Genomic DNA, 26,740 nt, shown 5'->3' with positions numbered 1-26,740 from the left:
TTATACGGTGAAGCGCAGCTGTTAATGAACCATTAAATGCCGTTACGACGCATTTGGCCCCAGCGAGTAAACGGGATAACCATGTTCGCGCCATTCCGTCAGGAGCTGCTGCTGGGAAGCGGAGGGGACTTCGCCGCACCAGACCAGCAGCGTCTGTCCCTCAAACAGTTCCGGCCTGAGCTGGGCCAGGGAGTGGGCAAGCACGTCAACGCGCCAGCCCTGCTGGGTGGCAATCCAGGCTTCGAGCCACAGCCGGGTGGTATCGTGTACGTTCCAGCCGATCACCAGCGCATCTTTGCTGTTTTTATTCCGCGCTGAGGCAAGACAGACGGAAATATAGTTAATCAGCACGCCATCAAGCATGCTGAGCAGTGCCTGTAAGGTGGTTTGCTGACACTGAAGCCGACGCCGTAGGGGAATAAAAAGATGGGTGATCAAGGTTTGCGCCGGGTAGTCTCGACCCTGTTCTTTGATCCAGCCGCGCAAACGCTGCAAATTGCCACTCTGCAACAGCCTCAGCAGCGTTTCCTGCTGCTCGCGCCAGAGAAGCTGCGTATCTGGATCGTCCTGGCTCAGAAGCGATTTTACCTTGCCGACCTGTACGCCATTGTCGATCCAGCTTTTGATCTCGCGGATCCGGTCAATATCCGCATCGTTAAACAGGCGGTGCCCGCCGTCCGTTCTTTGCGGCTTAAGCAATCCATACCGTCGCTGCCACGCCCGTAGCGTAACGGGATTGATATCACACAGGAGTGCCACTTCACCTATTGTGTAAAGCGCCATTTTCGCCCCCAGGCTTGCGCGTCCCCAGCTTAACTGTAGACCCACTTTGCGGAACCAGGAAGATTTGATTCTTTTTTGTACAAATTATACGAAAGACAGGTTATCTCCGGCAAAAGGTGTGATGGCGGACACGATTTATCGCTTTTTTGGCACGTTTCAAAGAAAGTTAACCGCTATCAGTGTATGTTACGCGTTTTTAGAATGTGCGGTTTGTGAGTATGTACGAGTTTAATCTGGTGCTGCTGTTGCTTCAGCAGATGTGCGTGTTCCTTGTCATCGCCTGGTTGATGAGCAAAACGCGCCTGTTTATCCCGCTGATGCAGGTCACCGTCCGTCTGCCGCACAAATTCCTCTGCTACGTCGTATTTTCCATATTCTGCATTATGGGGACCTGGTTTGGTCTCCATATCGAAGATTCCATCGCCAATACGCGCGCCATCGGCGCGGTAATGGGCGGGCTGCTCGGAGGCCCGGTTGTCGGCGGTCTGGTGGGGTTAACCGGCGGCCTGCACCGCTATTCGATGGGCGGTATGACGGCGCTGAGCTGCATGATCTCCACCATCGTCGAAGGGCTGCTCGGTGGTCTCGTCCACAGCTATATGATTAAGCGCGGTCGCCCGGATAAAGTGTTCAGTCCCTTTACCGCAGGGGCGATTACCTTCGTGGCGGAAATGGCGCAGATGGCGATCATCCTGCTGATCGCGCGCCCGTTTGACGATGCGTTACATCTGGTCAGCAGCATTGCCGCACCGATGATGGTCACCAATACCGTAGGTGCGGCGCTGTTTATGCGCATTCTGCTCGACAAACGCGCCATGTTCGAAAAATACACCTCGGCATTTTCTGCCACCGCCTTAAAAGTTGCGGCGTCGACGGAAGGGATCCTGCGGCAGGGATTCAACGAGGAGAACAGTATGAAGGTGGCGCAGGTGCTGTATAAAGAGCTGGATATCGGAGCCGTGGCGATTACCGATCGCGAGAAGCTGCTGGCGTTTACCGGTACCGGCGACGACCACCATCTGCCGGGCAAACCGATCTCCTCGGCCTATACCCTGCGCGCTATTGAAACGGGTGAAGTGGTGTATGCCGACGGAAATGAAGTGCCGTACCGCTGTTCCCTGCATCCGCAGTGCAAACTCGGCTCTACGCTGGTCATTCCCCTGCGGGGTGAAAACCAGCGCGTCATGGGCACTATTAAGCTTTACGAAGCCAAAAACCGCCTGTTCAGCTCCATCAACCGCACGCTGGGGGAGGGGATCGCCCAGCTGCTTTCGGCGCAAATCCTGGCGGGGCAGTATGAACGGCAAAAAGCGCTGCTGACGCAGTCAGAAATTAAGCTCCTGCACGCTCAGGTGAACCCGCATTTCCTGTTTAACGCGCTCAACACGCTGAAGGCGGTGATCCGCCGCGACAGCGATCAGGCCGCGCAGCTGGTGCAATTTCTCTCGACCTTTTTCCGCAAAAATCTGAAGCGACCCTCGGAGATCGTCACCCTCGCGGACGAGATTGAGCATGTAAACGCCTATCTGCAAATTGAAAAAGCGCGCTTCCAGTCACGTTTACAGGTGTCGTTATCCGTCCCGGACGATCTGGCGTATCAGCATCTTCCGGCCTTTACCCTGCAACCGATTGTAGAAAATGCCATTAAGCATGGGACGTCGCAGCTGCTGGGAAGTGGAGAGATTATGATTTCCGCTTCCCGTTTTAACCACCATCTGGTGCTGGATATTGAAGACAACGCGGGGCTGTATGAAGCTTCCGCGTCAGGCGGTCTGGGCATGAGCCTGGTGGATAAACGCCTGCGCGCGCATTTTGGTGACGACTGCGGTATCACCGTCGCCTGTGAGCCAGACCGCTATACCCGAATTACCTTACGATTGCCGCTGGAGGAGAACGCATGTTAAGAGTGCTGATTGTCGATGATGAGCCGTTAGCACGGGAAAACCTGCGTGTTCTGTTGCAGGAGCAGAGTGATATCGAGGTTGTGGGGGAATGTGCCAATGCGATTGAAGGCATCGGTGCGGTGCATAAACTGCGCCCGGACGTGCTGTTCCTCGATATTCAGATGCCGCGCATCAGCGGGCTGGAGATGGTCGGAATGCTCGACCCGGAGCACCGTCCCTATATCGTCTTTCTGACGGCCTTTGATGAGTACGCGGTAAAGGCGTTTGAAGAGCACGCATTTGATTATCTGCTGAAGCCGATTGAAGAGAAACGGCTTGAAAAGACCCTGACCCGCCTGCATCAGGAGCGTACCGTGCAGGACGTGACGCTGCTGCCGGAGCATCAGCAGCCCCTGAAGTTTATACCCTGTACCGGGCACAGCCGGATTTACCTCCTGCAAATGGACGACGTTGCCTTTGTCAGCAGCCGTCTGAGCGGGGTATACGTCACCAGCGCTGAAGGTAACGAAGGCTTTACCGAGCTGACCCTGCGCACGCTGGAGAGCCGCACGCCGCTAATCCGCTGCCATCGTCAGTATCTGGTGAACATGGCGCACCTGAAAGAGATCCGTCTGGAGGATAACGGCCAGGCCGAGCTGGTGTTACGTGCCGGGCAAACCGTTCCCGTCAGTCGTCGCTACCTGAAAAGTTTGAAAGAGGCGATAGGGCTGTAAAACTGGTACACTGCGCGCCATTGCATCATCGACATTCGAAGGCTCTATGCTAAGTAACGATATTCTTCGTAGCCTGCGCTACACCCTGAAAGCGAACAATAATGACATGGTGCGCATTCTTGCGCTCTCCGACATGGAATCCACGTCCGCCGGGTTCGACACCTGGATGACTAAAGAAGATGAAGAGGGTTTTGTTCGCTGCCCGGACATTATTCTGTCGGGCTTTCTGAATGGCCTCATCTACGACAAGCGCGGCAAAGATGAATCTGCGCCTGAGCTGGCGCTGGAGCGTCGGGTGAATAACAACACGGTGCTGAAAAAGCTGCGTATTGCTTTCTCCCTGAAAACTGACGACATTCTGGCGATCATGACCGAGCAGAAATTTCGCGTGTCGATGCCGGAAATCACCGCCATGATGCGCGCGCCGGATCATAAGAATTACCGCGAGTGTGGGGATCAGTTTCTGCGTTATTTCCTGCGTGGGTTGACGCAGCGGGTGCATAACCAGAAGGGGTGATTTTAGCCGGATGGCGGCTTCGCCTGACCCGGCCTACAAAACCCGTAGGCCCGTGCAAGCGTAGCGCCGCCGGGCAAAAAAAAGCCGGATTCTCATCCGGCTTTTTTATTACTTCACCTGCTGACCCGGCTTCGCGCCTTCGTCAGGGCTTAACAGGAAGATATCTTTCCCGCCCGGGCCTGCGGCCATCACCATCCCCTCAGAGATGCCGAAGCGCATTTTGCGCGGCGCCAGGTTTGCCACCATCACGGTCTGACGACCAATCAGCACCTGCGGATCGGGATACGCGGAACGAATGCCGGAGAAGACGTTACGCTTCTCGCCGCCCAGATCCAGGGTCAGACGCAGCAGTTTGTCAGAACCTTCTACGAACTCCGCGTTTTCGATCAGCGCCACGCGCAGGTCGACTTTGGCGAAATCATCAAAGGTGATGGTCTCCTGAATCGGATCGTCCGCCAGCGGGCCGGTCACCGGTGCGGCGGCCGCTTTCACCTCTTCTTTGGATGCTTCCACCAGCGCGTCAACCTGCTTCATCTCGATGCGGTTATACAGCGCCTTGAAGGTGTTCACCTTGTGGCCGAGCAGCGGCTGCTGGATGGCATCCCAGGTCAGTTCGGTGTTCAGGAATGCTTCCGCGCGGGCTGCCAGCTGCGGCAGAACCGGCTTCAGCCAGGTCATCAGCACGCGGAACATGTTCAGACCCATGGTGCAGATCGCCTGCAAGACGGCGTCGCGGCCTTCCTGTTTCGCCACCACCCACGGCGCCTGCTCGTCCACATAGCGGTTGGCCACGTCTGCCAGCGCCATGATTTCGCGAATGGCTTTACCGAATTCACGGCTTTCCCAGGCTTCGCCAACCGCAGCGGCGGCGTCGGTGAAGGTTTTATACAGCTCAGGATCGGCCAGTTCGGCAGAAAGCACGCCGTCAAAGCGTTTGGCGATAAAACCTGCGTTACGGGACGCCAGGTTCACCACCTTGTTGACGATGTCCGCGTTCACGCGCTGCACGAAATCTTCCAGATTCAGGTCGATATCGTCGATGCGGGAAGAGAGCTTCGCGGTGTAGTAGTAGCGCAGGCTGTCCGCGTCAAAGTGGTTCAGCCAGGTGCTGGCCTTAATAAACGTCCCGCGAGATTTAGACATCTTCGCGCCGTTCACCGTTACGTAGCCATGTACGAACAGGTTGGTCGGCTTGCGGAAGTTGCTGCCTTCCAGCATTGCTGGCCAGAACAGGCTGTGGAAGTAAACGATGTCTTTACCGATGAAGTGATACAGCTCGGCATCGGAATCTTTCTTCCAGTATTCGTCGAAGCTTACGGTGTCGCCGCGCTTGTCACACAGATTCTTGAACGACCCCATGTAGCCAATCGGCGCATCCAGCCAGACGTAAAAATATTTGCCCGGCGCGTTCGGGATTTCGAAGCCAAAGTAGGGCGCATCGCGGGAGATATCCCACTGTTGCAGACCGGATTCGAACCACTCCTGCATTTTGTTCGCGACCTGCTCCTGCAACGCACCGCTGCGGGTCCACGCCTTCAGCATTTCGCTGAACGACGGCAGGTCGAAGAAGAAGTGCTCGGAGTCACGCATCACCGGCGTCGCGCCGGAGACCACGGACTTCGGTTCGATAAGCTCGGTCGGGCTGTAGGTTGCGCCGCACACTTCGCAGTTATCGCCGTACTGGTCCGGGGATTTACATTTCGGACAGGTGCCTTTGACGAAACGGTCCGGCAGGAACATGCCTTTTTCCGGATCGTACAGCTGAGAGATGGTGCGGTTTTTAATGAAACCGTTCTCTTTCAGACGGGAGTAGATCAGCTCTGACAGCTCGCGGTTTTCGTCGCTGTGCGTGGAGTGATAGTTGTCATAGCTGATATCAAAGCCAGCAAAATCGGTCTGATGCTCCTGACTCATTTCGGCGATCATCTGTTCCGGGGAAATGCCCAGCTGCTGCGCTTTCAGCATGATCGGCGTGCCGTGGGCATCGTCCGCACAGATGAAGTTCACCTCGTGGCCGCGCATTCGCTGGTAACGGACCCAGACATCAGCCTGGATATGCTCCAGCATGTGGCCGAGGTGGATTGAGCCGTTGGCGTACGGCAGGGCGCACGTTACCAGAATTTTTTTCGCGACTTGAGTCATAGTAGGCATTACTTCTTTTAACTGTGAAAAGGGTTTTCGATATTACCAAAAGGGGCATTATTAAGTAAGCACAAACCGCGGCCTTTCAGGTAAACTTGTTTGTCTAAGGTCTTATTCACAAGAACAAAGGAGTCGGGATGAGTTCTCAATCCCAGGCCAAATCACCGGAAGCCTTACGAGCAATGGTCGCCGGGACGCTGGCTAATTTTCAGCATCCAACCCTGAAGCACAATCTCACGACGCTGAAAGCGCTTCATCACGTCGCATGGCTGGACGATACGCTGCACATTGAGCTACAGATGCCGTTCGTCTGGACCAGCGCCTTTGATGCCCTGAAAGAGCAAACCAGCTCTGAGCTGCTGCGCATTACCGGCGCAAAAGCAATTGACTGGAAGCTAAGCCACAGCATCGCCACGCTCAAGCGCGTGAAAAATCAGCCGGGCGTTAACGGCGTGAAGAACATCATCGCCGTCAGCTCGGGCAAGGGCGGGGTGGGTAAATCGTCGACCGCCGTGAACCTGGCGCTTGCGCTGGCGGCTGAAGGGGCGAAAGTCGGCATTCTGGATGCGGATATCTACGGCCCGTCCATTCCAAACATGCTGGGGGCGGAAAACCAGCGTCCAACCTCGCCGGACGGCACCCACATGGCGCCAATCGTGGCGCACGGTCTGGCGACCAACTCCATTGGTTACCTGGTCACGGACGATAACGCAATGGTCTGGCGTGGCCCGATGGCCAGCAAGGCGCTGCTGCAAATGTTGCAGGAGACAATGTGGCCTGACCTCGATTATCTGGTACTGGACATGCCGCCGGGCACCGGTGATATCCAGCTGACGCTGGCGCAGAACATTCCGGTTACCGGCGCCGTCGTGGTCACCACGCCGCAGGATATCGCGCTGATCGACGCCAAAAAAGGCATCGTCATGTTCGAGAAGGTGGAGGTGCCGGTACTGGGTATCGTCGAGAACATGAGCATGCATATTTGCAGCAACTGCGGGCACCATGAGCCTATCTTTGGTACCGGTGGCGCCGAAAAGCTGGCGGCGCAATACCACACGCAACTGCTGGGGCAACTGCCGCTGCATATCACACTGCGTGAAGATCTGGATAGCGGTAAGCCGACGGTGGTCAGCCGTCCAGATAGCGAATTCACGGAAATCTATCGTCAGCTGGCGGGGCGCGTTGCGGCGCAGCTTTACTGGCAGGGCGAAGTCATTCCGGGTGAAATCGCCTTCCGCGCGGTGTAACGCCTCTGCGCGTTAGTGCCGGGTGGCGGCTTCGCCTTACCCGGCCTACCTCGATTTTGTAGGTCAGGTAAGCGTAGCGCCACCTGACTTTACCCAAGCCGATAGTGCATCAAATAATACTCTCCGTCCGGAGAATCTCCCGTCGCCTCAATGTGCCAGCCGTGGCGCTGGTAAAACGCAACCGCCCGCTCATTCTTCACCAGACACTTGAGTGAACCAGTGCTGGTAAACGTCTTCTGCACGTGTTCAAGCAACACATGTCCGACGCCCAGGCTCTGATAGTTCGGATCGACAAACAGGTTGTGCAGAAAATTATCGTTCGTCGAGACTGAGGCAAAGCCAAGTCGGTGCCCATCCTGCTCCGCCACCCAAATCCCTTCGTCCAGGGTTGCCGCGTCAAAATCTTCAAGCTGCCACGCAGAACTGTCCATCCACGGCCAAGCTTCACGTCGGGCGTGAAGGAAGAGCGTGCGCAGGAAAGGGCGATCGCTCTCCTGCCACGGACGGATTAGGATCGTATCAGCGGTGATAGAAAATATCTCCGTTATAGGCTTTGTAGATTTTGCCATCGGCATCGCCAATCAGAACATAATTCTCACCCATGTAGGTCCAGTGTGTGCCGGCATCGGGCGCGGGAAGGTTACGCAGCTGGTACTGTTTGATGGTGTACTCAGGCGTCTGATACTGCGCGGGCGCGGTGTCGCCGATTTTAAACTTCGTAAAATCGGCAATAAACTCTTGCTCTTCATAGGCCTTGATGCCGGAAGGCGCTGTCGATGTTTGCGGTGCAGCGTGCGCGACCCCCGCCAGTGACAGTAATACACCCAGAAGCAACAATTTACGCTTAGCCATTTTTTCTCCAGTCATATCGTTACTGATACTTTTTGTGTGCAGATCCGCTAACGGATGGCAGACAGTTCATTTTAAGTATCCTCACAGGGTGAGTTTGCAAAAAATGTAACAAAAGTGCACGGTTTTGTGTAGTCGCAACCGTCATTAATTATTACTTCGACGAATAAATATGAGCTTATACAGATAACATAATTATTGGTTTATTAATTAATTCTGAAAAAACATTTTCAAGGCAAATTTACTAAGATTCAGGCATGCATTCAACAAATAGAACATTTAAGATTGCCTGAAACCCTCTTTCCGAAAGCCTGATTAAGACAATGCAGGGCTGTAAAGTCTGCCCAAAGGAATGTCGTGTGGTTTTATAAATACTCTTTGTGTTTCTGTTAATTCATTGAATAACAGCAACTTGTGCTTGAGTGAAATGTTACTGTTTTATCCTGTATACGATAATCACTACTATAAAAGATATTGTGTAATAAATGAAAAACACAACAGTTGTATCGATATTATTTTTAATTATTACCCCCTTATCTGGCTGCGTATTTTACCCTGGCCAGCATCTCGATCTCGCTGGGAAAAAGATAATTGCCGCAGAAGATGCAAATGATCGTCTTGAGAAACGGATTGATGTTTATCCTCTTACGCCTTCGTTAATTGAAAAAATGCGACCATCGGTTTTGAAATCTCAGGCAAATCCTAATCTGGATGAACAGGTCAAAAACTGGGAATACCGTATCGGCGTTGGGGATATTCTAACCGTCACCGTCTGGGATCACCCTGAACTGACAACCCCGGCAGGGCAGTATCGTAGCGCCAGTGACACCGGTAATTGGGTCAATGCCGACGGCACGCTTTTCTATCCCTATGTCGGTAAATTGCCGGTGGCTGGCAAAACGGTCGCACGGGTACGCGAGGAGATCACGGCCCGGCTGAACAATGTTATTGAAAGCCCGCAGGTGGATGTCAGCGTCGCCTCTTTTCGCTCACAAAAAGCCTATGTGACGGGCGAGGTGGTGAAGTCAGGGCAGCAGGCTATTACCAATATCCCGTTAACGGTCATGGATGCCGTAAACGCCGCTGGGGGGCTCTCTGCCGACGCGGACTGGCGCAATGTCGTGCTGACGCATAATGGGAAGGACACGCGCCTCTCGCTATATGCGCTGATGCAGCATGGCGATCTCACGCAAAATAAGCTGCTCTATCCCGGCGATATTCTGTTTGTCCCCCGTAACGATGCGCTGAAAGTGTTCGTCATGGGCGAGGTCGTTAAACAGAGCACGCTGAAAATGGATCGCAGCGGCATGACCCTGGCGGAAGCGCTGGGCAATGCCGGTGGGCTGAACCAGAATATGGCCGATGCCACCGGAATTTTTGTCATTCGTTCGCTGCCGAAAAGCGAGCGTTCAGAAATAATTGCCAACCTCTACCAGCTCAATGCTCAGGACGCATCAGCCATGGTGTTAGGCACCGAGTTTCAGCTTGAGCCCTATGACATTGTCTATGTCACCACTGCACCACTGTCCCGCTGGAATCGCGTGATATCACAGCTTGTTCCGACCATCAGCGGGGTGCATGACCTTACCGAAACGGTTCGTTACATCAGATCGTGGCCGCAATAATGTTCAAATCAATACTCGTGGTTTGCACCGGAAATGTCTGCCGTTCTCCGATTGGGGAGCGGCTTTTGCGCCAGCACCTGCCCGACAGATATATCGCCTCGGCGGGCATATTCGGGCTTGAAGGGTGCCCGGCGGATGACAGCGCCCAGGACGTAGCCTGGCGGCATGGGATTTCCCTCGACGGTCATGTGGCGCGCAGGCTGACACGCAATTTGATGCAGGGATCCGATCTTATCCTGGTTATGGAGCCGGAACATCTTCGCTTCATTGCGGCCATGGCGCCGGAGTTTCGAGGAAAGTCGCTGCTTTTTGGGCAATGGCTGGAGCCGCAGGAGATCCCCGATCCCTACCGTCAAAGCCGGGAAGCGTTTGAATATGTGTTTGGGCTATTGGGTAAAGCCAGTCAGGAATGGGCACGTCGTTTAGGTCAGAAAGGAATGAAGCATTAATGTCGTCTTACACAACAGACAATTATGGTGCAGCGGCACCCCAACAACATGAAGTCGATCTCGTTCGTTTGCTCGTCGAGATGATCGACCACTGCACGATGATTCTGTGCGTGACGCTCCTGTTCATCCTGTGCGCCGGTCTCTATGCCTGGATTGCGCCACCTGTTTATCAGGCGGATGCCATGGTGCAAATTGAAAACAAACACGATAACAACCTGCTCAAAGGTTTGAGCCAGCTGGGCACCGATGTGTCGCCGGATGTTGCCCCTGAAATTTTACTGCTGAAATCCCGCATGATCCTCGGCGAGACCGTTGATAAATTAGCTCTGACACAGCAGGCAAAGCAGCGCGTTTTGCCTGTGGTGGGGCGTCTCTGGCAGCGTCTGCAAGGGCGTGAGCAGGGCAAAATCACGTTAGGCGAACTCCAGATCCCGCAGGTGGAAGGCAACGCGCAAGAGCTCACGCTGACCGTACAGGAAGCGGGAAAATATCACCTGACGGGCGAAAACATTGAGGCCGACGGCCAGGTTGGGAAAACGCTGGTTACGCAAGGGATCGTTCTGCTGGTGACGTCGATTGAGGCTGAGCCAGGCACGCAATTTTCGCTTAAGTCGTTGACGCGGCTTGAGACGATCAACGCGCTGAAGAAGCGTCTCACGGTTGCAGAATCGGAGAAACAGAGCGGTATCGTGACCTTAACCCTGACGGGCGAAGACCCTGACAGCATCGCCCGGGTGCTGAATGCAATTGCTGAAAATTATCTCCAGCAAAATATCGCGCGCCAGGAGGCTCAGGATTCTCGTAGTCTGGATTTTTTACAGGCGCAGTTGCCGAAAATCAGCGCGGACCTTGATCAGGCAGAAGCGCGGCTGAATGCCTACCGGGCGCAGCGAGACTCGGTGGACCTGTCTCTGGAGGCAAAATCTGTCCTGGATCAGGTTGTTAACGTTGAGAATCAGCTAAATGAGCTGACGTTCCGGGAGGCAGAGATCTCCCAGCTCTTTAAAAAGAGTCACCCTACCTATCGTGCATTGCATGAAAAGAGACAGACCCTTGAGCGGGAACGGGAGCGTCTCAATAACCGTGTGTCAGCTATGCCCTCCACGCAGCAGGAGATTTTACGCCTGAGCCGCGATGTTGAGTCGGGTCGCACGATTTATTTACAGCTATTGACGCGCCAGCAGGAGCTGAATATTTCCCGCTCCAGCGCTGTCGGAAACGTGAGGATCATTGATGAGGCTGTTACGCTGCCGGACCCGATAAAGCCGCGTAAAGCGTTAATCATCGTTCTTGGCGCGCTGTTCGGGCTAATGCTCTCAATGGGGACCGTGCTGGTACGTCAGGCGTTCAAACGTGGGATCACGCTTTCCGAACAGCTGGAAGCGCAGGGGATGCCGGTTCTGGCTACGTTGCCACGTTCACAGTGGCTGTGGAGTAAAACGCAGTTGCGCAGAAAAAATCCGTTTTCTCGTCGCTGGAAACACAAAACCTCGGATGTGCCTTTCCTGCCCGTCGATCGCCCTGCCGATATGTTTGTTGAAGCGGTGCGCGGGCTGCGGACCAGTCTGCATTTCACCATGATGGAGGCTGAGAACCGCATTGTGATGATTTCTGGCCCCACGCAGGACTGCGGAAAAACGCTGGTGGCGACGAATCTGGCGGCCATCGCCGGGCAGAGCGGTCAGCGGGTGCTGTTTATTGATGCGGATATGCGCCAGGGCTATGTTCATAATATTTTTGGTCTGGAGAACCGCCACGGATTGTCCTGCCTGCTCGAAGGGAAACGCGACTTAGCGGAGGTCATTCAGCATGCTGAAAAAGGGGGAATTGACGTCATCACCTGCGGCCCGGACCCCCTGCGCCCGTTAGAATTGCTGTTAAGCGAACGATTCCTTTCCGTCATGTCCTGGGTTAACGAGCAATATGACATCGTCATCATTGATACACCGCCGGTCCTGGCCGTCACCGATGCCGCGCTGGTCGCCAGAGCAGCCGGAACAACGCTAATGGTTGCCCGTTTCGATAAAACCAGCGTGAAAGAGATGGAGAATACCGTTAAACGGTTACAGCACGTCGGCGTGAAGGTCAGCGGCACAATCCTCAACGATATTGTTAAATCCGCAGCGCTGTATTACAGCTCGGGGTACAGCCAGTATGAATACGGTTATGCTTCGAGGAAAAAAGGGGAAAGGCGTTAGCGCGGGAAAAACAATCCCTCTCCCGGGTGGGAGAGGGATAAGTATTACTTCGCCATCACTTCCTGCGCGGTACGCTCAACCAGAGACAGCAGGATTTTTACGTCCTCCAGCGTCACGGTTGGGTTCAGCAGGGTCAGCTTCAGGCAGGTGATACCGTTATGCTCGGTCACACCGACGTTTGCACGGCCAGACTCCAGCAGCGCATCGCCAATTTTCTGGTTCAGCAGGGCAATACCGGCGTCATCCATCTGCGCCTGCGGACGGAATCGGAACAGCACGCTTGCCAGCTGGGGTTGCATCACCAGTTCCAGAGCAGACTGCTCTTTCACGTAAGCCGCAACCTGCTGTGCCAGCGTCACGCCGTGATCGATGATTGCCGCGTATTGCTCCTGACCCAGCGCTTCCAGGCTCATCCACAGTTTCAGCGCGTCGAAACGGCGCGTGGTTTGCAGAGATTTGGAGACCAGGTTAGGTACACCCGCTTCTTCATCGAACTCAGAGTTCAGATAGGCCGCCTGATAGCGCATCAGTTCATAGTGACGCGCTTCTTTCAGCAGGAACGCACCGCAGCTGATGGTCTGGAAGAACTGCTTGTGGAAGTCCAGGGTGACGGAATCCACGAGCTCGATACCGTCCAGGTAGTGACGATACTGCTCAGACATCAGCAGCGCGCCGCCCCAGGCCGCATCAACGTGCACCCAGATATTCTGTTTCGCAGCCAGCTCAGCAATAGCACGCAGCGGATCGATAGCACCCGCATCGGTCGTACCGGCCGTGGCCACAATCGCCAGGATCTGCTCGCCGTTCGCGTTGCACTGTTCGATTTTCGCCGCCAGATCGGTGAGATCCATGCGGGAGAATTCGTCAGTTTTCACCTGCACCACGGACTGGTAGCCCAGACCCATCAGCGCCATGTTTTTCTGCACGGAGAAGTGGGCATTTTCCGAACACAGCACGCGGATCTTACGCAGATCGCCTGTCAGACCGTCCTGCTGAACCGAGTGGCCCTGACGCGCAAAGAACGCGTCACGCGCCAGCATCAGCCCCATCAGGTTACTCTGGGTGCCGCCGCTGGTGAAGACGCCTGCGTCGCCAGCCTGATAACCCACGCGGGTACGCAGCCATTCGATCAGTTTGATCTCAATGATGGTTGCGGACGGGCTTTGATCCCAGGAGTCCATACTCTGGTTACTGGCGTTGATCAGCACTTCCGCCGCCTGGCTAACCACCAGGCTTGGGCAGTGCAGGTGCGCCACGCACTGCGGGTGATGAACGGACAAACTGTCTTTCAGGAAGAACTCCACGGCGCGTTCGATCGCCGCTTCGTTGCCCAGCCCTTTCGGGTTGAAATCCAGCTTAATACGGTCGCGCAGCTCTGCGACCGTTTTGCCCTGGTACATCTCAGGCTGTTTCAGCCACTGCATCACAGCCTGAGTGCTTTGTTCAATCGCCTGCTGGTAAGCTTCAATGCTCTGCGCAGAGGAGAACAAAATTGGGTTTGAATCAGACATCGTATTCAACAACTCCTGTTATGCCGGGCTAACGCCCGCAGCAAGCAGTGCCTGCTCGAATTTATCCAGGAAGACTTTCAGCTCGTCATCGCTGATAAGCAGAGAAGGCAGCAGACGCAGAACGATACCGTTACGGCCGCCACGCTCCAGAATCAGGCCGGCTTCGAAGCATTTCTTCTGGATCAGTGCAGACAGCTCGCCATCGCCCGGGAAGCAACCCATGTGATCGGCGGCTTCATGTGGCTTAACGATTTCAATACCGATCATCATGCCCAGACCGCGAACGTGGCCGATCACCGGATAGCGTTTCGCCATCTCTTTCAGCTGGCCTTTCAGCCATTCGCCCTGTGCGGCTACTTTGCCCGCGATGTTCTGGTCTTTCAGGATCTTCAGCGTGGTCAGACCGGTAGCCATCGCCAGCTGGTTGCCGCGGAAAGTACCGGTATGGTGACCTGGCGCCCATGCATCGAACTGCTTTTTGATACCGAGCACGGCCAGCGGCAGACCGCCACCGACTGCTTTAGACATCACGATGATGTCTGGCTCAATGCCAGCGTGTTCGAAGGCAAAGAATTTACCGGTACGGGCAAAGCCAGCCTGGACTTCGTCGAGGATCAGCAGGATACCGTGTTCCTGAGTGACTTTACGGATGCGCTGCAACCACTCAACAGGCGCCGGGTTCACGCCACCTTCACCCTGAACGGCTTCGAGGATCACCGCGGCAGGTTTACGCACGCCGCTTTCGACGTCGTTAATCAGATTTTCGAAGTAGTAGGTCAGCGCCTTCACGCCCGCTTCACCACCGATACCCAGTGGGCAACGATACTCGTGTGGGTAAGGCATGAACTGGACTTCTGGCATCATACCGTCAACCGCTTCTTTCGGAGACAGGTTGCCGGTGACGGACAGTGCGCCGTGGGTCATACCGTGGTAACCACCAGAGAAACTGATGATACCGCTACGACCGGTCACTTTTTTCGCCAGCTTCAGCGCCGCTTCAACGGCATCAGCCCCGGACGGGCCAGTGAATTGCAGGCAGTACTCTTTGCCCTGACCAGGCAACAGAGAGAGCAGGTATTCTGAAAACGCGTCTTTCAACGGCGTGGTCAGATCCAGGGTATGTAACGGCAAGCCGCTGGTAATGACATTTTGGATGCTTTTCAGCACATCAGGATGATTGTGTCCAAGCGCGAGGGTGCCTGCGCCTGCTAAACAGTCAAGGTATTCTTTATTATCTGCATCGGTGATCCACACGCCTTCTGCTTTCGTAATCGCTAAAGGCAATTTGCGCGGATAACTCCTGACGTTAGATTCAAATTCGGCCTGACGGGCCAGATAGGTTTCGTTGCTTTTGTGGGCATCTACGGTGTCAATACGGACTTTATCCGTCATCATATCACTCCTACAACCGCCGCTTCGTTATGAGCAACGATTGAATAAAAAGTTAAAAAACAGATGGGGCCTGAAAAAAACGCCGCCAATATAGAGCCTTTTGTCACCGGGCTCAATGGTTAATTTGCTTACTGTTTTGTGACACAGGGCACAGGGCAGGGAAGATCGCCGTTTGTATGGGGGAGATTGCACTTTATGCTAAATAAAAACAGCAGCTTACGTATGATTTATCCGCATTGTAAAATCAGACAAAAGAGTGTGACAAATCGTGCGATTGTCAGGTGAAAAGGAGGCAGTGAGCCTCCTTACGCTGTTTATTTCTGGCTAACGCGTAAAATACCGTGTTCACGTCCCTTCGTTTTATTCCACGACGCGTCCGTAATACCGTTTTCATCCAGGCTTAGCGATATCACAAAACCATTACCACGGATCTCATAGAAATTCGCATTCAGACGTTTAACGCTGGCTTTTTTGCCGTTTACGGTGGCGCTAAAGAAGCCGTTAGAAAGCGTGGCGTTTACCGTATCCGACGAGAACGAGGCTTCACGCAGGGGATCGTGAACGGATGTCGTTGGTTCGTGTTGTGCCGCATTTTCCGCTTTGGTTTTGCTGATATCGCAAGAGCCATCGCCAGCGCTAATTTGCGTGCATCCCGAACGCTCTAATTGCGCGCGATAATGGGCGTTTATGGCGTGCGCAGGCGTCACCACCACAGAGAAAAGTAACGCCAACAGCGTAAATTTAGTTTTCATAAATACCCTTAATTATGGTGGTGATGTTTTTGATTAGCGTCCGCCGCACGAGCGGCATTTGCATATGCAGCAGAGAGTGACGCATTGTTGATGCCTTGTTGCCTTTGTTGTTCAGAAAGATAGCAGGTATCGTAACTGACCCCTTTCGCAGTGCAATTTGCGATGCGTTGCTCAGGCGAGACACAACCTGTAAGCACGGCAGTACTTATGACTAATATCATTAATTTTTTCATTTTATCGCCTTAAAAACGACACAAATAATAAGAAACGTACATCATGCCGATCCAGATCCCGATTGAAATGAGCATCACGTACAGGGCAGCTGAAATAAAAATATGTTTGAGCATGTTCTGTTTAATGAATAAAAGTGTGACGTCGAATAGTTGTTAAGTTATACAAGTAATATTATAGAGGTTTTAGGCTTTTGATTTAAAAGCCAATACCGATGCCTGCACCCATAGCAAGATCGCTGTTTGTAGAATCACTTATACCAGCCTTGATTACAGCGTGTTCACCTGCATGGAAAGATGCTCCTGCGCTGATAGCTTGCTCATTCTTAAATGACCCCACACCGGCGGAGAACATTACAGATTGCTCTTTCTCTACTTGTGGCATGGAAGCGAGAGCGATAGCAGAGGCAACGCCGCTACGCGCTTCTTTCTTGTTCTCGTCAACTTCATTTTGCAGGCTTTTGAATTGAGCATTGCTTGAAGATTGTGCTTGGGCAAAAACATGTTGAGTGGCTTTCAGGTCAGCAGCTTGTGCCGCTGTTTGAGTATTGAGTAATTTAATTTTGTTGATAGTAGCTGTATCAACTTCTTTCTTCGTGATGATTGTTGTTACACCGTTTTTACCGTCTTTACCATCAGCACCATCTTTACCATCATTGCCTTTAGCTCCGGGTTTACCTTCAGCCCCGATAGCACCTGCTACACCCTGAATCCCTTGAGCACCTGCATCACCTTTTGCACCTTCTTTACCATCAATACCATCTTTCGGCACTGGTGCATTCTCAAGTGCAGTGATACGGGTATCGTTAATACTAATTAACCCGCTATTGATACGTGTTTGATCTGCCACGACAGCAATATTTTTTGCATTGTTGTCTGCGGTGATTTGAGCATTTCCAGCAGCAGCTAACGCAGTATGAGCGGTGCTATCAGCATCATTAGCGCTGATTTGAGCGGTAGTAATGCCGGTGCTTAACAAAGTTTTGTTAGCTTGCAGATCTGCATTGATGTTATTCACATTAGTAATCGTCTGGTTCAGTAATGACGTATTACCCGCTACGTTAGTATTAGTGGAATCAATTGAGGATTGCAGTTTTTCGCGATCGCCTTGCAGGTTGTAAATCTGGATAGCCTGGCGATTATTATCACTCTCAACAACATCTAAATCATATACACGGTTATCTGTACCATTAAGGTGAAAACCTGAAGCAGGGTTATTTTGATCATACAGAACAGCAGACGCAGCATTAGCATTATCAACGATACTGGCAAACAGAGTACCAATGACAGCGATTACTGCTTTGTTGAAGAATTTCATTTAAAAGGCTCACATCATTAGAAAGAAAAAATCACATTAGCGTTATGGCTTACGTTTGGTTGTGCAGAGCAAAACGGGTAAGTTTAAGTATTTAAGGGTTTTTGTATTTATTTAATTTCATTGCTGAACTATAGTTATTTTGCACCTAAAAATATTGATTTAAATCAAGATTTATTTGAATGATTAAAAGTGGATAAGGTACGTGTGTTTTATTTTTTTTTCTATTAAAAACAAAAGGTTGCTGATGATTGTTTTAGTCTCTATATTTAACTTGATGATAAAAATAAAATTTTATTTCAATTTTATTTTAATGTTCTTTAAATGTACTCGTTTGTTAGTTTTGGGATATGATTTCATTTGAAAGTATTAGTGTGTGAAACTGAAAGTTTACATTGAATCAGTAAGTTTTGAGGTGAAAAAAAACCAGAAAAGTATCAGGAGAACGTAACGTAAGTTTTAAATGGGAGGGTGTTGGAAAAGCTGGGCGTCTGGTGTGCAGAATGATGATCAGGCGAAGGGTTCTCTTTTTCATAATTGTTGAGATAGTTACTGTCAGTATTATGTGGCTATATATGTTGTACCTGGTGAGATTCAGAACAGGGGAGTTAAAGAAGACATTCTTTATATAGTTTGCGGATTTCAGGTGTAATACCTGCTTTGATAAAACGAAACATCTTGCGCCCTGCCTATGGCCACGGTTACACTAAGTACCTACATATTCTTTTTATGTAACTGATTGTATTGTAATTAATTTGACTCGGGGTGCCCTTCTTTGTGAAGGCTGAGAAATACCCGTATTACCTGATCTGGATAATGCCAGCGTAGGGAAGTCAGATGCCTACCCGGTCATCGCTTCTTCACGCACGGCAGGAGCGAAACCATGCAGCCTGACCTGCTCGACTCACACGTTTTACATCAATTCCGAACCCGTTCCCCGCTCACGCACTGTATGACCAACGATGTCGTGCAGACCTTCACCGCCAACGTTTTGCTCGCGCTGGGTGCTTCCCCGGCAATGGTGATCGAAGCCGAGGAAGCGGAACAGTTTGCCGCGCTTGCCGATGCTCTGCTCATCAACGTGGGTACACTCACCGCGCCGCGCGCCCAGTCGATGCGTCGGGCCATTGAGAGCGCGGTAGCCGCGGGTACGCCCTGGGTTCTGGATCCGGTTGCGGTTGGCGCGCTGGCGTACCGCACCCGATTTTGCCAGCAAATATTGTCCCTTAAACCTGCGGCCATTCGTGGAAACGCCTCCGAAATCCTCGCCCTTGCCGGAATGAGTGCGGGCGGGCGCGGGGTTGATTCCACCGATACGGCAGCGAGCGCGTTGACCGCTGCGCAGACGCTCGCCCGCCAGACCCACGCCGTTGTGGTCGTCACAGGAGAAGTGGATCACATCACTGATGGTCAGCGAACCCGTACGGTCGCGGGCGGCGACCCGCTGATGACCCGCGTGGTGGGAACAGGCTGTGCGCTCTCGGCGGTCGTCGCCGCCTGCTGTTCGCTGCCTGGCGACAGGCTTGATAATGCGACGGCAGCCTGCGGCTTTATGAAGCGCGCAGGGTCAGCTGCACTGACTCACAGCCGGGGCCCCGGCAGCTTTGCCCCGGCGTTTCTGGATGCGCTTTACGCGCTGGAGGAGCTGGTATGACACGCATTAATGCCTTGACTATTGCGGGAACCGATCCCAGCGGCGGAGCGGGGATCCAGGCAGACCTGAAAACCTTCTCTGCGCTCGGCGCTTACGGATGCTCGGTTATCACCGCGCTGGTGGCGCAAAACACGCGCGGTGTACAGTCGGTATATCGTATTGAGCCGGATTTTGTCGCCGCACAGCTGGATTCGGTATTCAGCGATGTACGCATCGACACCACCAAAATCGGCATGCTTGCAGAGGCGGACATTGTTGAAGCGGTCGCTGAACGTCTCAAACGTTATCAGATAAAAAACGTGGTGCTCGATACCGTGATGCTGGCCAAAAGCGGCGATCCGTTGCTCTCCGCCTCTGCCGTCGACACCCTGCGTAAAAAGCTGCTGCCGCAGGTGGCGCTGATCACGCCAAACCTCCCTGAAGCCGCCGCGCTGCTGGATGCGTCACACGCGCAAAACGAACGTGAGATGAAAGAGCAGGGCAATGCGCTGCTGGCGATGGGATGCAGCGCGGTGCTGATGAAAGGCGGTCATCTTGATGATGCAGAAAGCCCGGACTGGCTCTTCACCCGCGATGGCGCTCAACGTTTCACTGCCCCGCGGGTACAGACCAAAAACACCCACGGCACGGGATGTACGCTCTCGGCGGCGCTGGCGGCGCTGCGTCCCCGAAACGCGAACTGGGCGGATACGGTGCAGGAGGCGAAGATCTGGCTCTCGTGCGCGCTGGCAAAAGCCGATTCTCTGGAAGTGGGTCACGGTATTGGGCCGGTTCACCATTTTCATGCATGGTGGTAAGCCGTATACTGGCGTAAAACCTTATGCCAGAGAAAAACAGAGATGGAACAAGCGCATACCCGGTTAATTGCTCAACTCAAGGAACGAATTGCCGCACCGGACAACACGCCGTTGTACCTGAAATTTGCCGAAACGGTTAAAAACGCGGTACGCAGCGGCGTGCTCGCGCACGGTAATATTTTGCCGGGCGAGCGCGATCTGAGCCAGCTGGCCGGTGTGTCGCGCATTACGGTGCGTAAAGCGATGCAGGCGCTGGAAGAGGCCGGCGTCGTCACCCGCGCGCGTGGATACGGTACGCAAATCAACAATATCTTTGAATATTCGCTAAAAGAGGCGCGCGGGTTTTCTCAGCAGGTGGTGCTGCGGGGCAAAACGCCCAACACGCTGTGGGTTAATAAACGCGTCGTGAAATGTCCGGAGGAGATCGCCCGCCACCTTTCCCTTGCGCCGGACAGCGATGTATTTCTGCTTAAGCGCATCCGCTACGTGGATGACGATGCGGTATCAATAGAGGAGTCCTGGGTACCGGTAGGATTAATCCCCAATCCGGACGACATCGGCGTCTCGCTTTACGATTACTTCCGCAGCCAGAATATCTTTCCGCAGCGCACCCGTTCCCGCGTCAGCGCCCGGATGCCGGACAGCGAGTTTCAGGCGCATATCAAGATGGACGATAAGATACCGGTGCTGGTGATCAAGCAAGTCGCGCTCGATCAACAGCACCGGCCAATTGAGTACAGCATCAGCTACTGCCGCAGCGACCTATACGTCTTTGTGTGCGAGGAGTAGGACCTCGCGCGTGGGCGCGCAGTCGCCACCGCGATGGCTGACTACCCAGGCGGCTACGGCATTGCCAAGCTGCACCGCCTCTGGCAGTGACCATCCCGCGGCCAGCCCGGCAAGGGTACCTCCCGCATGGCTGTCACCCGCGCCGATGGTATCGACCACGGTAGCAGGAAACGCCGGAACGTGTCCGGAAGCGTCACCGTCGTACCAGACCGCCCCGTCTTTATCATGGCGTACGATCAGCGCAGCGCCAAACCTCTGCTGCCACCGTGTGCCGAGCTCTTCCACGTTTACGCCAAGCCATTCGGCGGCAAGTTCCGCCTCCTGACGATTGAGCGAGACGATTGGTTTGCAGGCCATGATCCGCGCCATCAGCGGGTCGGGAATATCCGCGATGCGCGGACCGAAATCGATTAAGAGCGTCGCATCCTGAAGACTTTCCAGCCAGGCCGTCAGCAGCTCACCGCTGGGGGACGCCAGCTGGTAGCCGGACAAAGAGATCAGGCTCCCTGCCGGCACGCTTAACCCGTCCAGCCAGCGCTGCTGCCACTGGTTCTCCACGCCGCTAAACGACATAAAGGTCCGTTCACCGTCAGGCTCCACCAGCGCCAGGCACCAGCCGTTATCGCCCGTTTCCGCTTCCACGGCGCTGTGCAGATCCTGCTTCGCCATGGCGTTACGGATAATATCGGCCCACACGCCGTGGCCGACGGGAAGGGCGTTTTGCGCAGCAATGCCGAGCCGCTTCAGGGCGATGGCGATATTCAGCGCGCAGCCGCCAATATTCACTCCCTGTTGCTTCAGCTCGATATCACACCCGCGCCAGGGCAGGGCGTAGGCGTCGGCAATCACGTCGATAACCGCCGCGCCGAGTACCGTTACGGGGCGCGTGGCGTGAAGGGTTTCGAGACGGCGGGCAAAAGCACTCATACGCCCTCCCTTTGCTCCCGGAAGTGCAGCAGTTTTTCGCAGTAGTGGCCGAAATCGAGCCGGTTTACGGCATCAAGTTCGTTTTTGAGTGCCGGATCAATGGCCTGTACACCGTGCAGCGCGCCGCAGATGGCCGTTGCCATCGCGCCGATAGTGTCAGTATCACCGCCCAGGTTGGCGCATAACACCGCGCAGCGGTTCGGATCGGTACCCGCGAGTTCGACCATCGCAATCGCCGCCGGAACGGACTCAAGGGTGCTCGTGCCCGCGCCAATAAGCTGATAGATCTGCTCGCTGGCGGACTCGGTACCGTTGGCTTCGCGCACGGTTTTCAGGGCCAGCTCAATACGAGCGGAAAGCGATGCGCTGAAGGTGGTCGTGTTCGCCTCCTGCGCCGCACGGGCAATACCCGGCAGGGCATCGGCGATGTGATGCCAGCGCTCGCCGTCGATAGCGCGTGAAACCGCCCAGGCGATCACCACCGCACCGGCGATGGCGAGATCCGATTTATGGGTCGGGCTGGAGGCTAACGCAACCTGTTCCACGAAGTGCGCCAGACGCGTGGCTGGCAGGAGGCATCCCAGCGGGGAGGCGCGCATCGCCGCCCCGTTGGTGACGCCGTTGTTTTCCAGCTGGCTCACCGGCTTGCCGTCACGGATGGCGTTCAGGGCAATTTTGGAGGTCGGGCCGAGCACATTCTTATTGAACGCGTCAAAATCCAGCGCCCAGTCCAGAATATGCTTACCGATAACGTCAGGGTTAATTTCCCCGTCGCATTCGATAATCGCGTCGGCCAGGCACAGCGCCATCGATGTATCATCCGTAAATTCGGCCTGCTTAAAGTAACAGGCGGCATTATTCTCAGCCGGGCCGGGTAAGAAACGGTCGATCCAGCCGAAGTGCGCTTTCACCCGCTTGCGCGGCCACAGCTCCGACGGCATCCCCATCGCATCCCCTAACGCCTGCCCGTAAAGAGCACCGAGAATACGGTCTTGTTTCATTTAACTTCCCCTCGTGTCAGCGCGGTATCGCCATCAACCACCTCAATTGCGGTGATCTCTTTATCCGATTCGCGGAAAAACAGCATAAACAGTACGGCAATCACCACAATCATGATTGCACCAAACGTCCACATTCCGGCCCAGTTGAAGGTCAGCCCATTCACCGGCTCTTTATATGCGAACATTTTTTCCATCATCACGCCGCCGAGACGGTAACCCAGCAGGCTACCAAAGCCCTGACAGCACAGCGTGATCAAGCCCTGCGCCGCGTTGCGCATGTGCACGGGCGCTTTTTTATCCACGTAGATGTACGCGGTGACGTAATAGAAGTCATAGCTTACGCCGTGCAGCAGAATGCCGAGGAACAGCAGGGCGTAGGTGAAGTATTGCTCGGCGCCGCCGTAAACAAAGAAACCGTAGCGAATGGCGGCGGTGATCAGGCCCAGCAGCAAGACCTTCTTAATACCAAAGCGTTTGGTAAAGAATGGCAGAGCGAGCATGAAGAAGATTTCAGAGAACTGGCCGAGGGTCATCCAGCCGGTGGCGTTTTTCATCCCCACTTCGGTGAGATAGCCGTTGGCAAAGATATAGTAGAAGGCCAGCGGCATGGCAAACAGGAACGAGCAGAAGAAGAACACCAGGAAGTTTTTATCGCGCAGCAGGATCAGCGCATCCAGCCCCAGCATCACTTTGAAATCCAGCTTGCCGGTACTCTTCGGCGGGGTATTCGGCAGGAACAGCGCGAAGACGCCAAGCAGAAGGGAGCTGGCAGCGGTCATCAGCAGCGGGATATTGGTGTCAGAGATGTCGCTATAGCCCATCATCTGCGGCAGGAAGCCGCACGCCAGGCCGGAGGCAATCCAGCCGATGGTGCCCATCACGCGGATGCGCGGGAAATCAGCCTCCACGTCATCGACGTTCGCAAAGGCGATGCTGTTGGTCAGCGCGATGGTCGGCATATAGGTCAGGGAGTAGGCCAGCAGCAGCGGGAAGAAGGTGCTGAACTGGGTTTGCTGTGCTGCGAAATACATCAGAATCGCGCCAGCGAACATCAGCACGGCCAGCACTTTCTGGGCGGCGAAGAAACGGTCCGTCAGCGAGCCGACAAGGATGGGAGAGAGGATCGCGGCAATCGCGGTACAGGCGTACGACCAGCCAATTTCCCCGGCGGTAAACCCGCTCTTACTCAGCCACAGCCACAGCGGCACAAACCATGCGCCCCAGATAAACCATTCAACGAACATCATGAATGACAGTTGGACTTTCGTTTTCATTTTTTAATCCTGCATGTCAGAGGTACGCATGTAACATACCATGTGATAATACCTTTTAAATACCTTTAAGGCGATTGTTTGATCAGTGTAACAAAAATGTTGTACACGAAACGAGCCAGCAGATTGTGCTTAAAAAAGTTGCAAATGGTGGAAAATAGGTTAAGTCGGTACCAGGCTTAGTCTGCCTGCAAAAACGTGGGCTTGGATCACACGCTCCGACATCATGTCGGACTTACGGGAGCATCACTATGACTGATATTGCGCAACTGCTTGGCAAAGACGCCGACAGCCTTTTACAGCATCGTTGTATGACCATTCCAGCCGACCAGCTTTATCTGCCTGGCCATGATTACGTAGACCGCGTCATGGTCGACAACAACCGTCCGCCTGCCGTACTGCGAAACATGCAGACGCTTTACAATACCGGTCGTCTGGGCGGGACCGGCTATCTCTCCATTCTGCCCGTTGATCAGGGCGTAGAGCACTCGGCGGGAGCGTCGTTTGCTGCTAACCCGCTCTACTTTGACCCGAAAAACATTGTCGAGCTGGCGATTGAAGCGGGCTGTAACTGTGTGGCATCGACGTATGGCGTGCTGGCCTCCGTTTCCCGCCGCTATGCTCACCGCATTCCATTCCTCGTCAAGCTGAATCACAACGAAACCCTGAGCTACCCAACCGAATACGACCAGACACTGTACGCCAGCGTCGAACAGGCCTTCAACATGGGTGCGGTCGCGGTCGGGGCGACTATCTATTTTGGCTCTGAGCAGTCGCGTCGGCAGATAGAAGAGATCTCTGCCGCGTTTGAGCGCGCGCACGAGCTGGGGATGGTGACCGTATTGTGGGCCTATCTGCGTAACAACGCGTTTAAGAAAGACGGCGTGGATTACCACGTATCAGCGGATCTGACCGGTCAGGCAAATCACCTGGCGGCAACCATCGGCGCGGACATCGTGAAACAGAAAATGGCCGAGAATAACGGCGGGTATAAAGCGGTGAACTTTGGCTATACCGACGACCGCGTCTACAGCAAGCTGACCAGCGACAACCCTATCGATCTGGTGCGCTACCAGCTGGCTAACTGCTACATGGGCCGCGCCGGGCTGATTAACTCCGGCGGTGCAGCAGGCGGTGAAACCGATCTGACCGACGCGGTGCGCACGGCGGTGATTAACAAACGCGCCGGCGGAATGGGGCTGATCCTGGGCCGCAAAGCGTTTAAAAAATCCATGGCCGACGGCGTGAAGCTGATTAATGCGGTTCAGGATGTCTATCTGGACAATAAAGTGACGATTGCCTAATCGCACGCATCTTCCTGCCGGGATAAGCGTGACCCGGCAGGAAAGTTCTCTCGCTTACTCCTTCAGCGTTTCAGGATGAGGAGTATTCAGCAGACCCGCCATCCCTCTCTTGCTGCTATTTGCTTTTTCTAAGCCCGGCTGCGTGACGCGGATAAAGGCACACAGAACAAAAGCCAGCAGATAAAGCACCGTATAGGCGATGACCACGCCGAGCGTGCTGAACCAGGGCAGCAGCACCACGGCAATCGCCGGCGCAAGGAAGTTAGACAGACCGGCTGACAGGTTATACACCGAAATCGCCGCCCCCTTGTGCCGCGGCTCCAGCGCCGGGAACACCGCCGCCATCGGTACGAAGGCCGCCACAAAAATCCCCAGCGCGATGGCCGGGACCAGCGCCATGGCAAAGTTATGCCCGAAGTGCTGCGGAATGTAGTAAAACGCCAGGCTCGAGAGCGCCATCCCGATGCAGCCAAACCAGCGCACCACCCGCATCCAGCCCATTTTTTCCGCCACCACGCCCCAGAAGACGTTCGAGAAGATGGTGGTGAAGAAGAATACCGCCCAGACCTGAAGCCACTCGGAGGTGGTGAAGCCCAGTTCGTCAACAAACATCATCGGCATAATGACGGCAAACCCGAACAAGGAGAGGGTGTTGATGATACGCACCATGCTGGAGAGCAGAATACTGCGGTTGGTGTAGAGCAGCGTCGCCGCACGGCCCAGCTCGGCGAATTTTTCCCGGGTGGAGAGATTATGCATGTGCGTTGGGGTTTTGACGCTGCGCAGGGATACCATGGCGATGACTCCCCCCGCCAGACAAAACGCCAGTGCCAGCCACAGGGTGCCCATCTCCCCGATGTGCGGAATGGTAAAGCTCGGAATATAACTGCCCGCCACGCCAATACCTACGGAATAAACCGCCCAGTACCAGCCCAGCGCCGAGCTGGATTTATCGCTACGCACATTATGAATAATGACCACGATGAAGGCGTACAAAAATAACGGGTAGGCCAGGCCGCGGATCCCATAGAACAGCAGAATTAATGCGTAATTTGCCTGACCCAGACCAAAAACGAGAAACAGGACGTGGAAAACGCACCACAGGACGAAGCCAATCAGCATGGTTTTTTGCGGGGTGATGATTTCAGCCACCACGCCGGAGATCCACGCGGAGAGCGCCGCCGCGAGACCGTAGAGCGTGAAGGCGAAAGAGGCTTCAGCAGGCGTGAAGCCCAGTGATTTAATATAGTGCGACAGGAATGCCAGCTCGAAACCGTCACCCGTCATAAAGACCGCGATCGCCAGATATCCCCATAGCAGGTTCAGCGGCAATCCCAGCCACTGTTTATTTATTTCGGACATATTGACCT

The 26,740-nt window shown here is 54.2% G+C and carries 24 protein-coding genes and 1 riboswitch; of the genes, 11 read left to right on the top strand and 13 right to left on the bottom strand.

The genetic code is table 11. The features are described 5' to 3' along the window. Positions 1-42 precede the first annotated feature (42 nt). Positions 43-783 carry an HTH-type transcriptional regulator MlrA gene (gene mlrA / locus ACQG1Y_RS15230; protein WP_017693055.1) on the bottom strand — a complete coding sequence of 247 codons (741 nt, stop codon included), beginning with the start codon at positions 781-783 and terminating at the stop codon, positions 43-45. 218 nt (positions 784-1,001) lie between these two features. On the opposite strand from mlrA, the gene ACQG1Y_RS15225 reads away from it, so the two are divergent. Genes ACQG1Y_RS15225 through ACQG1Y_RS15215 form a run of 3 tightly spaced genes read left to right on the top strand, consistent with a single transcriptional unit; the run spans position 1,002 to position 3,917 of the window. After that, positions 1,002-2,687, top strand: a complete 1,686-nt coding sequence (locus ACQG1Y_RS15225) for a sensor histidine kinase (RefSeq protein ID WP_017383370.1) — start codon at positions 1,002-1,004, stop codon at positions 2,685-2,687. Further along, complete coding sequence (btsR, locus tag ACQG1Y_RS15220) at positions 2,681-3,400, top strand: two-component system response regulator BtsR (RefSeq protein ID WP_015572336.1); 720 nt, start codon at positions 2,681-2,683, stop codon at positions 3,398-3,400. The genes ACQG1Y_RS15225 and btsR overlap by 7 nt, the downstream gene beginning before the upstream one ends. 46 nt (positions 3,401-3,446) lie before the next feature. After that, positions 3,447-3,917, top strand: a complete 471-nt coding sequence (locus tag ACQG1Y_RS15215; protein WP_015572337.1) for a DUF1456 family protein — start codon at positions 3,447-3,449, stop codon at positions 3,915-3,917. Positions 3,918-4,025: 108 nt separating this feature from the next. On the opposite strand, the gene metG is transcribed toward ACQG1Y_RS15215, so the two are convergent. Further along, entirely contained in the window at positions 4,026-6,059 is a 2,034-nt protein-coding gene (metG, locus tag ACQG1Y_RS15210) for a methionine--tRNA ligase (RefSeq protein WP_368740641.1), read from the bottom strand. A 137-nt stretch (positions 6,060-6,196) separates the two neighbouring features. Here metG and apbC point away from each other — a divergent pair, with 137 nt between their 5' ends. Further along, positions 6,197-7,306, top strand: a complete 1,110-nt coding sequence (apbC, locus tag ACQG1Y_RS15205; protein ID WP_017383367.1) for an iron-sulfur cluster carrier protein ApbC — start codon at positions 6,197-6,199, stop codon at positions 7,304-7,306. 89 nt (positions 7,307-7,395) lie between these two features. Here the strand turns inward: apbC and ACQG1Y_RS15200 are convergent, their stop codons facing one another. Further along, the gene (locus tag ACQG1Y_RS15200) at positions 7,396-7,875 is read right to left on the bottom strand and encodes a GNAT family N-acetyltransferase (RefSeq protein ID WP_032619327.1); all 480 of its coding nucleotides are present in this window, start codon (positions 7,873-7,875) and stop codon (positions 7,396-7,398) included. After that, entirely contained in the window at positions 7,826-8,158 is a 333-nt protein-coding gene (locus ACQG1Y_RS15195; protein WP_047636951.1) for an RcnB family protein, read from the bottom strand. The genes ACQG1Y_RS15200 and ACQG1Y_RS15195 overlap by 50 nt, the downstream gene beginning before the upstream one ends. A 482-nt stretch (positions 8,159-8,640) precedes the next feature. Between ACQG1Y_RS15195 and ACQG1Y_RS15190 the strand changes: the two genes are divergently transcribed. From ACQG1Y_RS15190 to ACQG1Y_RS15180, 3 genes are read left to right on the top strand one after another with little or no spacing between them, the layout of a single operon-like run. Then, positions 8,641-9,780, top strand: coding sequence for a polysaccharide export protein (locus tag ACQG1Y_RS15190; protein ID WP_032654252.1), 1,140 nt, complete (start codon positions 8,641-8,643; stop codon positions 9,778-9,780). Next, entirely contained in the window at positions 9,780-10,229 is a 450-nt protein-coding gene (locus ACQG1Y_RS15185) for a protein tyrosine phosphatase (RefSeq protein ID WP_349402396.1), read from the top strand. Before ACQG1Y_RS15190 ends, ACQG1Y_RS15185 begins: the two co-directional genes overlap by 1 nt. Next, positions 10,229-12,427, top strand: a complete 2,199-nt coding sequence (locus ACQG1Y_RS15180; RefSeq protein WP_126495656.1) for a polysaccharide biosynthesis tyrosine autokinase — start codon at positions 10,229-10,231, stop codon at positions 12,425-12,427. The genes ACQG1Y_RS15185 and ACQG1Y_RS15180 overlap by 1 nt, the downstream gene beginning before the upstream one ends. A gap of 44 nt (positions 12,428-12,471) precedes the next feature. Here the strand turns inward: ACQG1Y_RS15180 and ACQG1Y_RS15175 are convergent, their stop codons facing one another. From ACQG1Y_RS15175 to ACQG1Y_RS15155, 5 genes are all read right to left on the bottom strand, one after another. Further along, the gene (locus ACQG1Y_RS15175) at positions 12,472-13,938 is read right to left on the bottom strand and encodes a pyridoxal phosphate-dependent decarboxylase family protein (protein WP_033487339.1); all 1,467 of its coding nucleotides are present in this window, start codon (positions 13,936-13,938) and stop codon (positions 12,472-12,474) included. Positions 13,939-13,956: 18 nt separating this feature from the next. Continuing rightward, a complete protein-coding gene (locus ACQG1Y_RS15170) occupies positions 13,957-15,333 on the bottom strand; it encodes a diaminobutyrate--2-oxoglutarate transaminase (RefSeq protein WP_015572345.1) in 1,377 nt (458 codons plus the stop codon). Positions 15,334-15,644: 311 nt separating this feature from the next. Then, positions 15,645-16,082: a hypothetical protein gene (locus ACQG1Y_RS15165; protein ID WP_033487338.1), complete on the bottom strand. Its 438-nt coding sequence runs from the start codon at positions 16,080-16,082 to the stop codon at positions 15,645-15,647. 8 nt (positions 16,083-16,090) lie between these two features. Then, positions 16,091-16,315 carry a hypothetical protein gene (locus ACQG1Y_RS15160; protein ID WP_071524132.1) on the bottom strand — a complete coding sequence of 75 codons (225 nt, stop codon included), beginning with the start codon at positions 16,313-16,315 and terminating at the stop codon, positions 16,091-16,093. Between the two features lie 196 nt (positions 16,316-16,511). Then, positions 16,512-17,630: a YadA C-terminal domain-containing protein gene (locus ACQG1Y_RS15155; protein ID WP_050515891.1), complete on the bottom strand. Its 1,119-nt coding sequence runs from the start codon at positions 17,628-17,630 to the stop codon at positions 16,512-16,514. A 748-nt stretch (positions 17,631-18,378) separates the two neighbouring features. Next, a riboswitch (TPP riboswitch) is annotated at positions 18,379-18,475 on the top strand. Between the two features lie 35 nt (positions 18,476-18,510). On the opposite strand from ACQG1Y_RS15155, the gene thiM reads away from it, so the two are divergent. Genes thiM through ACQG1Y_RS15140 form a run of 3 tightly spaced genes read left to right on the top strand, consistent with a single transcriptional unit; the run spans position 18,511 to position 20,867 of the window. Continuing rightward, positions 18,511-19,281 carry a hydroxyethylthiazole kinase gene (gene thiM, locus ACQG1Y_RS15150; RefSeq protein WP_017693063.1) on the top strand — a complete coding sequence of 257 codons (771 nt, stop codon included), beginning with the start codon at positions 18,511-18,513 and terminating at the stop codon, positions 19,279-19,281. After that, positions 19,278-20,078 (top strand): bifunctional hydroxymethylpyrimidine kinase/phosphomethylpyrimidine kinase, encoded by an 801-nt coding sequence (gene thiD / locus ACQG1Y_RS15145; RefSeq protein WP_017383356.1) that lies wholly within the window; start codon positions 19,278-19,280, stop codon positions 20,076-20,078. Before thiM ends, thiD begins: the two co-directional genes overlap by 4 nt. A 42-nt stretch (positions 20,079-20,120) precedes the next feature. Next, a complete protein-coding gene (locus ACQG1Y_RS15140; RefSeq protein WP_003859242.1) occupies positions 20,121-20,867 on the top strand; it encodes a GntR family transcriptional regulator in 747 nt (248 codons plus the stop codon). Here the strand turns inward: ACQG1Y_RS15140 and ACQG1Y_RS15135 are convergent. From ACQG1Y_RS15135 to ACQG1Y_RS15125, 3 genes are read right to left on the bottom strand one after another with little or no spacing between them, the layout of a single operon-like run. After that, positions 20,841-21,794 carry a PfkB family carbohydrate kinase gene (locus ACQG1Y_RS15135; RefSeq protein WP_368740643.1) on the bottom strand — a complete coding sequence of 318 codons (954 nt, stop codon included), beginning with the start codon at positions 21,792-21,794 and terminating at the stop codon, positions 20,841-20,843. The two genes, ACQG1Y_RS15140 and ACQG1Y_RS15135, sit on opposite strands and share 27 nt — an antisense overlap. Beyond that, positions 21,791-22,795: an ADP-ribosylglycohydrolase family protein gene (locus ACQG1Y_RS15130; protein ID WP_015572351.1), complete on the bottom strand. Its 1,005-nt coding sequence runs from the start codon at positions 22,793-22,795 to the stop codon at positions 21,791-21,793. Before ACQG1Y_RS15130 ends, ACQG1Y_RS15135 begins: the two co-directional genes overlap by 4 nt. After that, the gene (locus ACQG1Y_RS15125; RefSeq protein ID WP_003859236.1) at positions 22,792-24,069 is read right to left on the bottom strand and encodes a nucleoside permease; all 1,278 of its coding nucleotides are present in this window, start codon (positions 24,067-24,069) and stop codon (positions 22,792-22,794) included. The genes ACQG1Y_RS15130 and ACQG1Y_RS15125 overlap by 4 nt, the downstream gene beginning before the upstream one ends. Before the next feature lie 248 nt (positions 24,070-24,317). Here ACQG1Y_RS15125 and fbaB point away from each other — a divergent pair, with 248 nt between their 5' ends. Further along, a complete protein-coding gene (gene fbaB / locus ACQG1Y_RS15120; protein ID WP_015572352.1) occupies positions 24,318-25,370 on the top strand; it encodes a class I fructose-bisphosphate aldolase in 1,053 nt (350 codons plus the stop codon). 54 nt (positions 25,371-25,424) lie between these two features. Here the strand turns inward: fbaB and ACQG1Y_RS15115 are convergent, their stop codons facing one another. Then, positions 25,425-26,732: an RbtT/DalT/CsbX family MFS transporter gene (locus tag ACQG1Y_RS15115; protein ID WP_023304097.1), complete on the bottom strand. Its 1,308-nt coding sequence runs from the start codon at positions 26,730-26,732 to the stop codon at positions 25,425-25,427. Positions 26,733-26,740: the final 8 nt, after the last annotated feature.

This window comes from Enterobacter cloacae complex sp. 397G4 (genome assembly GCF_050031515.1).
Classification (GTDB): Bacteria; Pseudomonadota; Gammaproteobacteria; order Enterobacterales; family Enterobacteriaceae; genus Enterobacter; species Enterobacter hormaechei_C.
This window is presented reverse-complemented; position numbering and strand designations above follow the sequence as displayed.